Origin of the sequence: Mycobacterium genavense ATCC 51234, assembly GCF_000526915.1 — a bacterium.
Taxonomy (GTDB): domain Bacteria; phylum Actinomycetota; class Actinomycetes; order Mycobacteriales; family Mycobacteriaceae; genus Mycobacterium; species Mycobacterium genavense.
Genome location: NZ_JAGZ01000017.1, coordinates 48651 through 60893 on the forward strand (window position 1 = coordinate 48651; position 12243 = coordinate 60893).

A 12243-nucleotide genomic window follows, 5' to 3' on the forward strand; every position below is an offset into this window, starting at 1 on the left:
CTTGCCAAGCGCGCACAGCGATGTGCTGGTCGTCGGCGCGGGAAGTGCTGGATCGGTTGTCGCCGAACGTCTTTCCGCCGATCCCGCCCGCACCGTGACCGTCCTTGAAGCGGGCCACGCGCTGGACGATCCGGCGCTGCTGGCCCAAACCGCCAACGGGCTGCAGCTGCCGATCGGGGCGGGGAGTCCGTTGGTGCAGCGCTACACGACCCGACTCACCGAGCAGCCCGCGCGCGAGTTGCCGATCGTGCGGGGGGCAACGGTCGGGGGGTCGGGCGCGGTCAACGGCGGCTACTTCTGTCGCGGGCTGCCGCGCGACTTCGATCGCGCCGCGATACCGGGCTGGGCGTGGTCGGACGTTATCGAACATTTCCGCGCCATCGAGAACGACCTGGATTTCACCGGCCCCGCTCACGGCGACAGCGGCCCGATATTGGTGCGCCGCACACACGAAATGACCGGCACCACTGAACGTTTCGTCGACGCGGCGCGCGCTGCCGGGTTTTCTTGGATCCCCGATTGCAATGACTGTGGGCCCGAGCTGGTCTCGGGCGTCGGCGCGGTGCCGCTCAACATCGTCGACGGCGTCCGCACCGGATCGGGTGCCGGATTTCTGCTCCCGGCGCTGGGACGACCCAACCTGAGGCTGCTGTCGCAGACGCGGGCCGTGCGATTGAGGTGCATCGGCACCGCGGTTGCCGGCGTGGACGCGATGGGGCCGCACGGCCCAACGACGCTGACTGCCGATCGAATTGTCTTGTGCGCCGGTGCTATTCAGTCAGCGCAGCTGCTGATGCTGTCCGGCATCGGTGACGAGAAGATGCTGCGGGCGCTCGGGGTGCCGGTGGTGGCGCCGCTTCCGGTGGGCAGGTTCTGCAGCGATCACCCCGAATGGGTGCTGCCCACCGACTGGACGGCGGCCACCGGCCGGCCGGTGCTGGAGGTGGTGCTCAATGCCCCCGACGGTATCGAGATCAGACCGTACACGGGTGGCTTCGTCGCGATGACCGGCGACGGCAGCGGGGGCCATCCCGACTGGCCACACCTCGGCGTCGCGCTGATGCAGCCGCGGTCACGCGGGCGAATCTCGCTGGTGTCGGCGGATCCGGCCGTGCCCCCGCACATCGAGCACCGCTACGATACCGAGCCCGCGGATGTCGCGGCCCTGCGGCGCGGCAGCGAGCTGGCACGTGAACTCATCAGTGCGGCAACATATGTCGGAGATCCGGTATGGGCCACTTCGCAGCACCTGTGCGCCAGCGCCCCGATGGGCTCCGACGGTGACCCGCACGCGGTCGTGGACCCGCGGTGCCGGGTGCGCGGCATGGACAACTTATGGGTGATCGACGGCTCGATCCTGCCCGCCATCACCAGCCGAGGCCCGCATGCGACCATCGTGATGATCGGTCACCGTGCCGCGGAATTCGTTGTCTGAACGATCTTTCGAGACCGTCGACGCGACAGCGCTCGGCGCACCGGGCGTAGCTGCTGGCCGCCTCGTCCCGGAGCCCACAGCCCGATCAGGATCGAGATCACGGCGACGATCACCGCCAGCGCGATCGTCGACGCGTGCATGGCGGACAGGAATGCGCCCTTGGACAGCTCGGCGAGCTTGGCCCCCTGCGGCCCGAGTTGGCCGGCCACCTCGACGGCCTTGGCGAGTGAGTCGGTGGCCGGGCCGCGCACCGCCGGCGGGAAGCTTCCCAACTGTGGCGCAAGCTCGTGGGAATAGCGCCCGGCCAGGATCGAACCTGCCACGGCGATGCCCAGCGCCCCGCCCATCTCGCGTGAGGTGTCGTTCACCGCGGAAGCCACGCCCTGCTTTTCGTCGGGAACCGCACCCATGATCGCCGAAGTCGTTGGTGCCGTGCAGATCCCGATACCGGTGGCCAGGATCAACGTCGGCCAGGCGAACTGCCAGTAGCTCGATTGCAAGTCCAACAGGTACATGCAGGCGAACCCCAGCGCCATCAGCAGCGTGCCGACGAACAGGACCAATCGCAGCCCGAGCTTCGGCACATACCAAAACGACAGTGCCGAGCAGATGCCTAGCGGCATCAGGAATGGGCCGAAGGCAACTGCCGTCGTCAGCGGTGAGTAGCACATGATCTGCTGGACGTACTGCATGCCGATATAGAAGAACCCGAACGTCGCGCCGAACAGCACGACTATCGCCGCCACGCCGGTGGCGAAGTAGGGATCGGCGAACAGCCGCACGTCGAGAAGTGGGTGCTGTCGCCGGCATTCGACGACGCCGAACAGCGCCGCGATGATCACACCCGCACCGATTCCGCTACACACCACCGGATCCGCCCAGCCCCGATTGGGCGCTTCCAGGATGGCGGCCACCGCGATCGCGACGGCTGCTCCGATCAGAATTGCGCCCAGCGCGTCGATGCGGGGAGCTGTGTGGTCGCGCGACGGTGCGATAGTGCACGCCAGCGCGAAGATCACCAGCCCGGCGATGCCCAGCGACCAGAAGATCGCGTGCCAATCCCAAAAGCGAAGCAGCAAGCCGGAACCGATCAAGCCGAAGACCCCGCCGGAGCCGGCCGTTCCGGCCCAGATGCCGACGGCCTTCATCCGGTCGTCTTTCGGATAGGCCACCGTCAGCAGCGACAACGTCGCGGGCATCACGAACGCCGCGCCGACACCGGCCACCGCGCGCCCCGCAATGATCTGCACGGGAGCGTGCAGGACCGCCGGTGTCGCCGAGCCCAGGGCGAACACCACCAAACCGGTCAGCAGTGCGCCGCGCCTGCCGTAGCGGTCACCGATCGCGCCGGCCGGCAGCAGCAGGCAGGCCAGCGCCACCGTGTAGCCGTCGACGATCCAGTTCAGCTGCGACTGCGTCGCCGACGTGGCGACCGCCAGGTCACCCAGTGCCGTGTTCAGCGCCGTCGTCGACGCCACCACCAGCGCCACCCCCATACAGGCGACCGCCAGCGTCCAGGCTCGCGCTCGAGGGCTACCGCCAATGCTCACCGCATCAGTACGCTGGTCAGGCCGGAGCAGGACATCGACCATCAGATGCGCCTCCCTTCGGGGGCGTACGAAGTTTTGAGACCGATAGTCTCGTAGTAAGACGGATAATCTCTTTCGTAAACAGGGAGGTGAGTCACAATCACCGAGGGAAGCTCGGATCCCCGGCCCGCGCGGTCGCGGGCTCGTTTGCTGGAAGCAGCCGCGACATTGCTGCGCTCCGGCGGCCCCAGTGCGGTGACCGTGGAAGCGGTCACCCGTACCGCCAACGTGGCCAGAGCCACCCTGTATCGCCACTTCCCGAGCGGAAACGATTTGCTGGCCGCGGCGTTCAACAGCCTGATACCGCCGTCCCCGATCCCGCCCGAGGAGGGCTCGCTGCGGGATCGGCTGGTCGCCCTGGTCCTTGCCCAGCCGAATCGGTGGCCCAAGCGCCCGCCCTGATGACGGCGATGTCCTGGTTGGCCCTGGGGCGCGATCTGGAAGGCTTGCCGGAACCGCACCACGCCAGCTGCACCGACAGCCCCGCGATCACCACCCTTCGCGAAGGCATCGCCCAGCAGTACGCGGCGCCGTTCGACGCCCTGTTCGACAGTCCGGAGGCCGCGGAACTCGGTGAGGTGGACCGCTCGCAGGCCATCGCTCTGCTGATCGGCCCGCTGGTGCTGGGGCGCCTGTCCACGCTGCCGGATTTCGACTATCGGGAATGCGCGCTTGCGGCCGTCGACGGTTTCCTGCACGTCCAGCGCGCGCAGAACAGGGCTAGCGCAGCGAGTATCGAATCGGCAGGTGCTTGAACCCACCGACGAACGTCGTGGCGATCAGCTCCGGTTCACCATTCAGCTCAATGGATTTTCAGCCGCGGCAGCAGTTCGGTGAAGAGGCCGTTCACCTCCATGCGGCCAGCGCCGCCCAGGCAGCAGTGGACCCCGTAGCCGAGTGCCAAGTGCTTTGTTCGAAATCGCCTATCCGGCCTGGTCGCGAGATTCCGGACGGGATTTTGATTAGGCCATGATCTAGGGCATACTGTTCGGGTTGCCGTGAGCCGGGTTTGCGCCTGGCCGGGCATACGACCAGCGCCCAAACGGGCGCGTCCGGTCCCATCCTTGGAGCGACTACTTTTGGCCTTCAAAACGGCCGCGCCAAGGCTGTGTGAGGGTGACACGCCCGACCGCGGGGGCCGGTGAACCACGACAGGTAAACAGCGGCGCAGTATCCGGCGCGGCGCTCGATCGGTCCCAGACGGGCCGGGTCGAGTCGGCGCGGCGGGGGCACCAGGCCCGGACATCCGGGCCTTCAATGAGGAGTGAGGGTAGGAGAAGCGTGGCGGGACAGAAGATCCGCATCAGGCTTAAGGCCTACGACCATGAGGCTATTGACGCCTCGGCGCGCAAGATCGTCGAGACCGTCGTCCGTACGGGTGCCAGCGTCGTAGGGCCGGTGCCGCTGCCGACCGAGAAGAACGTGTACTGCGTCATCCGCTCCCCGCACAAGTACAAGGACTCGCGGGAGCACTTCGAGATGCGCACCCACAAGCGGTTGATCGACATTCTCGATCCGACGCCGAAGACCGTTGACGCACTGATGCGCATCGATCTGCCGGCCAGTGTCGACGTCAACATCCAGTAGGGGATCGGCGAACTCATGGCAAGAAAAGGCATTCTGGGTACCAAGCTGGGCATGACGCAGGTGTTCGCCGAGAACAACCGGGTCGTGCCGGTGACGGTGGTGAAGGCGGGACCCAACGTCGTCACGCGCATCCGCACCCCGGAACTCGACGGCTACAGCGCCGTGCAGTTGGCCTACGGCGAAATCAGCCCACGGAAAGTCAACAAGCCCGTCACCGGCCAGTACACCGCAGCGGGCATCAACCCGCGCCGGCACCTGGCCGAGCTGCGGCTGGACAACCCGGAGGCGGCCGCCGAGTACGAGGTCGGCCAGGAGCTGACGGCGGAGATCTTCGCCGACGGCGCCTACGTCGACGTGACCGGCACCTCCAAGGGCAAGGGCTTCGCGGGCACCATGAAGCGGCACGGTTTTCGTGGCCAGGGCGCCAGCCACGGTGCCCAGGCGGTGCACCGTCGTCCGGGTTCCATCGGCGGTTGCGCCACGCCCGCGCGCGTGTTTAAGGGCACGCGGATGGCGGGCCGGATGGGCAACGACCGGGTGACCGTGCAGAACCTGGTGGTGCACAAGGTCGATGCCGAGAACGGCGTGCTGTTGATCAAGGGTGCGGTCCCCGGCCGCACCGGCGGACTCGTCGTGGTTCGCACCGCGATCAAACGAGGTGAGAAGTAATGACAGCGGTAAAGATTGATGTGAAGACGCCGGACGGCAAGGTCGACGGCTCCATCGAGCTGCCCGCCGAATTGTTCGACGCGCCGGCCAATATCGCGTTGATGCACCAGGTGGTCACCGCGCAGCGAGCGGCGGCCCGCCAGGGTACGCACTCGACCAAGACGCGCGGCGAGGTCAGCGGTGGCGGCCGTAAGCCGTACCGGCAGAAGGGCACCGGACGCGCGCGGCAGGGTTCGACACGCGCCCCGCAGTTCACCGGTGGTGGCACCGTGCACGGTCCCAAGCCGCGCGACTACAGCCAGCGCACGCCCAAGAAGATGATCGCTGCCGCGTTGCGCGGTGCGTTGTCCGACCGGGCCCGCAACGGCCGCATCCACGCGGTCACCGAGCTTGTGTCGGATCAGACACCATCGACCAAGAGCGCCAAGGCATTTCTGAACACGCTGACCGATCGCAAGCAGGTCCTGGTCGTCATCGGCAGCACCGACGAGGCCGGCGCCAAAAGCGTGCGCAACCTGCCCGGCGTGCACATCCTGGCGCCCGGTCAGCTCAACACCTATGACGTGCTGCGTTCCGACGACGTGGTGTTCAGCATCGAGGCGCTCAACGCCTACATCGCGGCGAATACGGGTAGCACCGAGGAGGTTTCGGCCTGATGGCGACCGTCACTGACCCACGCGACATCATCCTGGCTCCGGTCATTTCGGAGAAGTCGTACGGCCTGCTCGACGACAACGTGTACACCTTCGTGGTGCACCCCGACTCGAACAAGACGCAGATCAAGATCGCTATCGAGAAGATCTTCTCCGTCAAGGTCGCGTCAGTGAACACCGCGAACCGGCAGGGCAAGCGGAAGCGTACCCGGACCGGGTTCGGCAAGCGCAAGGGCACCAAGCGCGCGATTGTCACCCTGGCCCCGGGCAGCAAGCCGATTGACCTGTTCGGAGCACCGGCCTAGCCGCGTCCGAGAGAAAGACCTGATAAGACATGGCAATTCGCAAATACAAGCCGACGACCCCGGCTCGTCGTGGCGCGAGCGTGTCCGACTTCGCCGAGGTCACCCGTTCGGAGCCGGAGAAGTCGCTGGTGCGCCCGCTGCACGGGCACGGTGGGCGTAATGCCCACGGCCGCATCACCACTCGTCACAAGGGTGGTGGTCACAAGCGTGCCTACCGGGTGATCGACTTCCGTCGCAACGACAAAGACGGTGTCAACGCCAAGGTCGCGCACATCGAGTACGACCCGAACCGCACCGCCAACATCGCGTTGCTGCACTTCCTGGATGGGGAGAAGCGCTACATCATTGCCCCGCTTGGACTCTCGCAGGGCGACGTGGTGGAGTCGGGCGCCAACGCCGACATCAAGCCGGGCAACAACCTGCCGTTGCGCAACATCCCGGCCGGTACGTTGATCCACGCCGTGGAGCTGCGCCCGGGCGGTGGCGCCAAGATGGCGAGGTCGGCCGGATCCAGCATCCAGCTGCTCGGTAAAGAGGGTAGCTACGCGTCGCTGCGTATGCCCAGCGGTGAGATCCGCCGCGTCGACGTCCGCTGCCGTGCCACCGTCGGCGAGGTGGGCAACGCCGAACAGGCGAACATCAACTGGGGCAAGGCTGGTCGGATGCGTTGGAAGGGCAAGCGCCCGACCGTGCGTGGTGTCGTGATGAACCCGGTAGACCACCCGCACGGTGGTGGTGAGGGCAAGACCTCCGGTGGTCGCCACCCGGTCAGCCCGTGGGGTCAGCCCGAGGGTCGCACCCGGCACCCGAACAAGGCCAGTAACAAGCTCATCGTCCGACGCCGGCGCACCGGCAAGAAGCACGGTCGCTAGGAAGTCGAGGAGTAAGACATGCCACGCAGCCTGAAAAAGGGACCATTCGTAGACGACCACCTGCTCAAGAAGGTGGACGTGCAGAACGAGAAGAACAGCAAGCAGGTCATCAAGACCTGGTCGCGTCGTTCGACGATCATTCCCGACTTCATCGGCCACACCTTTGCGGTGCACGACGGCCGTAAGCACGTCCCGGTGTTCGTGACCGAGGCGATGGTCGGTCACAAGCTCGGTGAATTCGCGCCGACGCGCACGTTCAAAGGCCACATCAAGGACGACCGAAAGGCCAAGCGCCGATGACCACCACGACGACTGAATATCCGTCGGCCGTCGCTAAAGCGCGGTTCGTGCGGGTTTCGCCGACCAAGGCGCGCCGGGTCATCGACCTGGTGCGCGGCAAGTCGGTCGCCGACGCGCTCGACATCTTGCGCTGGGCACCGCAGGCCGCCAGTGAGCCGGTCGCCAAGGTGATCGCCAGCGCGGCGGCCAACGCGCAGAACAACGACGGCCTGGACCCGGCGACCCTGGTGGTCGCCACGGTCTACGCCGACAAGGGTCCCACTGCCAAGCGCATCCGTCCGCGCGCGCAGGGGCGTGCGTTCCGGATTCGCCGGCGCACCAGCCACATCACCGTCGTGGTGGAAAGCCGCCCGAGCAAGGACCAGCAGTCGTCGAAGTCGTCGCGGGCTCGCCGCGCCGAGGGCAGCAAGGCCGCCGCGAAGGCACCGGCCAAGACGGCACCCGCCAAGAAGGCGCCCGCGAAAAAGGCTGCGCCACAGGCCGAAGCCAAGACGTCTGAGACTTCTGACGCGAGGGGAGGCTCAGACTAGTGGGCCAGAAGATCAATCCGCACGGCTTCCGGCTGGGGATCACCACCGACTGGAAGTCCCGCTGGTACGCCGACAAGCAGTACGCCGACTACGTCAAGGAAGACGTGGCGATCCGCCGGCTGCTGTCCACCGGCCTGGAGCGCGCCGGCATCGCCGACGTCGAGATCGAGCGCACCCGCGACCGCGTTCGGGTCGACATCCACACCGCGCGTCCCGGTATCGTCATCGGCCGCCGCGGCACCGAGGCCGACCGGAACCGTGCGGACCTGGAGAAGCTGACCGGCAAGCAGGTCCAGCTGAACATCCTCGAGGTCAAAAACCCGGAGTCGCAAGCACAATTGGTGGCTCAGGGGGTGGCCGAGCAGCTGAGCAACCGCGTGGCGTTCCGTCGCGCGATGCGCAAGGCCATCCAGTCGGCGATGCGCCAGCCCAACGTCAAGGGCATCCGGGTGCAGTGCTCGGGCCGCCTTGGTGGCGCCGAGATGAGCCGCTCGGAGTTCTACCGTGAGGGCCGGGTCCCGCTGCACACGCTGCGCGCCGACATCGACTACGGCCTGTACGAGGCCAAGACCACCTTCGGCCGGATCGGCGTGAAGGTGTGGATCTACAAGGGCGACATCGTCGGCGGCAAGCGCGAATTGGCTGCTGCCGCACCGGCGGGCGCCGACCGTCCGCGCCGCGAACGGCCGTCGGGCACCCGCCCGCGCCGTAGCGGTGCATCCGGGACCACGGCCACCAGCACCGAGGCTGGACGGGCCGCGGACGCCGGTGAACCCGCGGCCGACAGTGCGCCTGCACCCGAACCGCAGAGCACGGAGAGCTGAATCATGTTGATTCCCCGCAGAGTTAAGCACCGCAAGCAGCACGATCCCTGCCAGCGCGGCATTGCCAGCGGTGGCACGGAGGTGAACTTCGGCGACTTCGGCATTCAGGCCCTCGAGCATGCCTACGTCACCAACCGGCAGATCGAGTCGGCGCGTATCGCGATCAACCGGCACATCAAGCGTGGCGGCAAGGTGTGGATCAACGTTTTCCCCGACCGTCCGCTGACCAAGAAGCCCGCGGAAACCCGGATGGGTTCCGGTAAGGGCTCGCCGGAGTGGTGGGTCGTCAACGTCAAGCCGGGCCGGGTGCTGTTCGAGCTCAGCTACCCCAACGAGCAGACCGCCCGCGAGGCGCTCACCCGAGCAATCCACAAGCTGCCGATCAAGGCACGCATCATCACCCGAGAGGATCAGTTCTGATGGCAGTGGGTATTTCGCCTGGCGAACTGCGCGAGCTCACCGACGAGGAGCTGACGGACCGCCTGCGCGAATCCAAGGAGGAGCTGTTCAACCTCCGCTTCCAAATGGCGACGGGACAGCTCAACAACAACCGCCGGCTGCGCACGGTGCACACCGAAATCGCCCGCGTGTACACGGTGCTGCGGGAACGAGAGCTGGGCCTGGCGAGTGGTCCCGATGGATATCCGACGGAAACAAGGAATCGTGATGGCAGAAGCTAAGGCCACTTCCAAGAAGGCCGCTGCGAAAGATGGCGCCGCGAAAGAGAAGGGCCCGCAGCACACTCCGGCGAAGCCGAAGACACGCGGCCGGCGCAAGACGCGCATCGGCTACGTGGTGAGCGACAAGATGCAGAAGACCATCGTGGTCGAGCTGGAAGACCGGACACGTCACTCGCTGTACGGCAAGATCATCCGGACGACCAAGAAGGTCAAGGCGCACGACGAGGACAGCGTCGCCGGCGTCGGCGACCGCGTCTCGCTGATGGAGACGCGTCCGACGTCGGCCACCAAGCGGTGGCGTCTCGTCGAGGTGCTGGAAAAGGCCAAGTAACTCCCGAGCGACAAACGACGCCCGAGACCCTCGTGGTCTCGGGCGTCTGCGTCGGGTGAGCGCCCCGTCACGGCGAAACAAGGTCGGAAATTTCGCCGTGGCGCTACGCTCGGCCCATGTCTGTTGACTCCCGAGAGTTTCAAGGCAAGATAGAGCTGGATATCCGTGATTTCGGAACCGGATTGGGGTCCGTACGCGGCGCCGACCGCACCGGAGAATTCGCCGAACATTCTGTATTTGGTGTGGGATGACACCGGCATCGCCACGTGGGACTGCTTCGGCGGCCTGGTCGAGATGCCCGCCATGTCGCGCATTGCCGAGCGCGGGGTGCGGCTCTCGCAATTTCACACCACCGCGCTCTGTTCGCCGATGCGGGCGTCGCTGCTGACCGGTCGCAACGCCACCACGGTTGGGATGGCGACCATCGAGGAATTCACCGACGGCTTCCCGAATTGCAACGGCCGCATCCCCGCGGACACGGCCCTGATCTCCGAGGCGCTCGCCGAACGCGGCTACAACACCTACTGCGTCGGCAAGTGGCACCTCACCCCGCTGGAGGAGGCCAATCTGGCCTCGACGAAGCGGCACTGGCCCACCTCGCGCGGGTTCGAGCGGTTCTACGGGTTCATGGGCGGTGAGACCGACCAGTGGTATCCGGACCTGGTGTACGACAACCACCCTGTCGACCCGCCGGGCACCCCCGAGGACGGTTACCACCTGTCGAAGAATCTGGCCGACAAGACCATTGAGTTCATCCGTGACGCCAAGGTGATCGCGCCCGACAAGCCGTGGTTCAGCTACGTCTGCCCGGGCGCCGGCCACGCCCCGCACCATGTCTTCAGGAGTGGGCCGACAAGTACGCCGGCAAGTTCGACATGGGGTACGAGAAATACCGGGAGATCGTCCTGGAAAAACAAAAGGCAATGGGCTTGGTGCCCATCGAGACCGAGCTGCCCCCGATCAACCCGTATCTGGATGTCAAGGGGCCCAACGGCGAAGCCTGGCCCCAACAGGACACCGTGCGGCCCTGGCGCTCGCTGGACAGCAAAGAGAAGAAGTTGTTCTCGCGGATGGCCGAGGTGTTCGCCGGCTTCTTGTCCTACACCGACGCGCAGATCGGCCGGATCCTGGATTACCTCGAGGAGTCCGGCCAGTTGGACAACACCATCATCGTGGTGATCTCCGACAACGGTGCTAGCGGCGAGGGCGGTCCGAACGGGTCGGTGAACGAGGGCAAGTTCTTCAACGGTTACATTGACACCGTCGAGGAGAGCATGAAGCTCTTCGACCACCCCGGTGGGCCGGAAACCTTCAACCATTACCCGATCGGCTGGGCGATGGCATTCAACACGCCCTACAAGCTCTACAAGCGCTACGCCTCGCATGAGGGCGGCATCGCCGATCCGGCGATCATCTCCTGGCCCAACGGGATTGCCGCGCACGGCGAGATCCGCGACAACTACGTCAACGTCTGCGACATCACCCCGACCGTCTATGACCTGCTGGACATGACGCCACCGGAGACGGTCAAGGGGATTACGCAACGACCGCTAGACGGTGTGAGTTTCAAAGCGGCGCTGGCCGATCCGGCTGCCGATACCGGCAAGCACACGCAGTTCTACACCATGCTGGGCACCCGCGGGATCTGGCACAACGGCTGGTTCGCCAACACCGTGCACGCCGCCACACCGGCCGGCTGGTCGAATTTCGACGCCGACCGCTGGGAGTTGTTCCACATCGAGGCCGACCGCAGCCAATACACCGATCTGGCCGCCGAGCACCCCGAGAAGCTGGAAGAGCTTAAGGCGCTGTGGTTTTCCGAGGCCGCCAAGTACAACGGCCTGCCACTGGCGGATCTGAACCTGATCGAGACGATGACCCGATCCCGGCCCTACCTGGTGGGGGAGCGGACCAGCTACATCTACTACCCCGACTGCGCGGACGTCGGAATCGGTGCCGCCGCGGAAATCCGCGGCCGCTCGTTCAGCGTGCTGGCCGACGTCACCGTTGATACCACCGGCGCAGAAGGGGTGCTGTTCAAGCAGGGCGGCGCGCACGGCGGGCATGTGCTATTCATCCAGGACGGGCGCCTGCACTATGTCTACAACTTCCTGGGCGAGTGATGTCTACAACTTCCTGGGCGAGTGCCAGCAACTGGTGTCTTCCGCGGCCGCGGTCCCGTTGGGCCGACACGTTTTCGGCGCCAGCTACGCGCGGACGGGAACCGTGGCGAACAGTCATACCCCGCTGGGCGACGTCACCCTGTTCATCGACGACGAGGTGGTGGGCACGCTCGCGGATGTGACCGCCCACCCCGGAACCTTCGGCTTGGCCGGCGCCGGCATCACCGTCGGCCGAAACGGTGGTTCCGCGGTGTCCAGCCGGTACAAGGCGTCGTTCCTCTTCACCGGCGGCACCATCGCCAGTGTCCGCCTCGACTTCTCCGGGCGGCCCTACCATGACGTGGA

13 protein-coding genes and 3 pseudogenes are annotated in these 12243 nt (G+C 66.1%); 14 read left to right on the top strand and 2 right to left on the bottom strand.

Annotated elements, in window-relative coordinates:
• Position 1 precedes the first annotated feature (1 nt).
• Positions 2 to 1435 (top strand): mycofactocin dehydrogenase MftG, encoded by a 1434-nt coding sequence (gene mftG, locus T428_RS0123440; protein ID WP_025738370.1) that lies wholly within the window; start codon positions 2 to 4, stop codon positions 1433 to 1435.
• Here the strand turns inward: mftG and T428_RS0123445 are convergent.
• On the bottom strand, positions 1408 to 2985 hold the full coding sequence (locus T428_RS0123445) for an MFS transporter (protein ID WP_245605054.1): 1578 nt from the start codon (positions 2983 to 2985) through the stop codon (positions 1408 to 1410). The two genes, mftG and T428_RS0123445, sit on opposite strands and share 28 nt — an antisense overlap.
• 234 nt (positions 2986 to 3219) lie before the next feature.
• Between T428_RS0123445 and T428_RS30535 the strand changes: the two are divergent.
• Positions 3220 to 3779 (top strand): annotated as a pseudogene (locus T428_RS30535) (TetR/AcrR family transcriptional regulator).
• Here T428_RS30535 and T428_RS32430 read toward each other — a convergent pair.
• Positions 3745 to 3934: pseudogene (locus T428_RS32430) on the bottom strand (cytochrome P450); the annotation flags it as partial. The pseudogenes T428_RS30535 and T428_RS32430 overlap by 35 nt on opposite strands.
• Positions 3935 to 4305: 371 nt before the next feature.
• On the opposite strand from T428_RS32430, the gene rpsJ reads away from it, so the two are divergent.
• The 12 genes and pseudogenes from rpsJ to T428_RS30540 form a co-directional block, all read left to right on the top strand.
• Entirely contained in the window at positions 4306 to 4611 is a 306-nt protein-coding gene (rpsJ, locus tag T428_RS0123460) for a 30S ribosomal protein S10 (protein ID WP_003873519.1), read from the top strand.
• Between the two features lie 15 nt (positions 4612 to 4626).
• Positions 4627 to 5280 carry a 50S ribosomal protein L3 gene (gene rplC / locus T428_RS0123465; protein ID WP_025738372.1) on the top strand — a complete coding sequence of 218 codons (654 nt, stop codon included), beginning with the start codon at positions 4627 to 4629 and terminating at the stop codon, positions 5278 to 5280.
• A complete protein-coding gene (gene rplD, locus T428_RS0123470) occupies positions 5280 to 5936 on the top strand; it encodes a 50S ribosomal protein L4 (protein ID WP_025738373.1) in 657 nt (218 codons plus the stop codon). The genes rplC and rplD overlap by 1 nt, the downstream gene beginning before the upstream one ends.
• Positions 5936 to 6238, top strand: coding sequence for a 50S ribosomal protein L23 (rplW, locus tag T428_RS0123475; RefSeq protein WP_025738374.1), 303 nt, complete (start codon positions 5936 to 5938; stop codon positions 6236 to 6238). The genes rplD and rplW overlap by 1 nt, the downstream gene beginning before the upstream one ends.
• A 29-nt stretch (positions 6239 to 6267) precedes the next feature.
• A complete protein-coding gene (rplB, locus tag T428_RS0123480) occupies positions 6268 to 7110 on the top strand; it encodes a 50S ribosomal protein L2 (RefSeq protein ID WP_025738375.1) in 843 nt (280 codons plus the stop codon).
• A gap of 18 nt (positions 7111 to 7128) precedes the next feature.
• Positions 7129 to 7410 carry a 30S ribosomal protein S19 gene (gene rpsS, locus T428_RS0123485; RefSeq protein WP_025738376.1) on the top strand — a complete coding sequence of 94 codons (282 nt, stop codon included), beginning with the start codon at positions 7129 to 7131 and terminating at the stop codon, positions 7408 to 7410.
• Positions 7407 to 7940, top strand: coding sequence for a 50S ribosomal protein L22 (gene rplV, locus T428_RS0123490; RefSeq protein ID WP_025738377.1), 534 nt, complete (start codon positions 7407 to 7409; stop codon positions 7938 to 7940). Before rpsS ends, rplV begins: the two co-directional genes overlap by 4 nt.
• Positions 7940 to 8764, top strand: coding sequence for a 30S ribosomal protein S3 (gene rpsC, locus T428_RS0123495; RefSeq protein WP_025738378.1), 825 nt, complete (start codon positions 7940 to 7942; stop codon positions 8762 to 8764). The genes rplV and rpsC overlap by 1 nt, the downstream gene beginning before the upstream one ends.
• 3 nt (positions 8765 to 8767) lie before the next feature.
• Positions 8768 to 9184 (top strand): 50S ribosomal protein L16, encoded by a 417-nt coding sequence (rplP, locus tag T428_RS0123500; protein ID WP_025738379.1) that lies wholly within the window; start codon positions 8768 to 8770, stop codon positions 9182 to 9184.
• Positions 9184 to 9444: a 50S ribosomal protein L29 gene (rpmC, locus tag T428_RS0123505; protein ID WP_025738380.1), complete on the top strand. Its 261-nt coding sequence runs from the start codon at positions 9184 to 9186 to the stop codon at positions 9442 to 9444. The genes rplP and rpmC overlap by 1 nt, the downstream gene beginning before the upstream one ends.
• Positions 9431 to 9775 carry a 30S ribosomal protein S17 gene (gene rpsQ, locus T428_RS0123510; RefSeq protein WP_025738381.1) on the top strand — a complete coding sequence of 115 codons (345 nt, stop codon included), beginning with the start codon at positions 9431 to 9433 and terminating at the stop codon, positions 9773 to 9775. Before rpmC ends, rpsQ begins: the two co-directional genes overlap by 14 nt.
• A gap of 116 nt (positions 9776 to 9891) precedes the next feature.
• Positions 9892 to 12243: pseudogene (locus T428_RS30540) on the top strand (arylsulfatase); the annotation flags it as partial.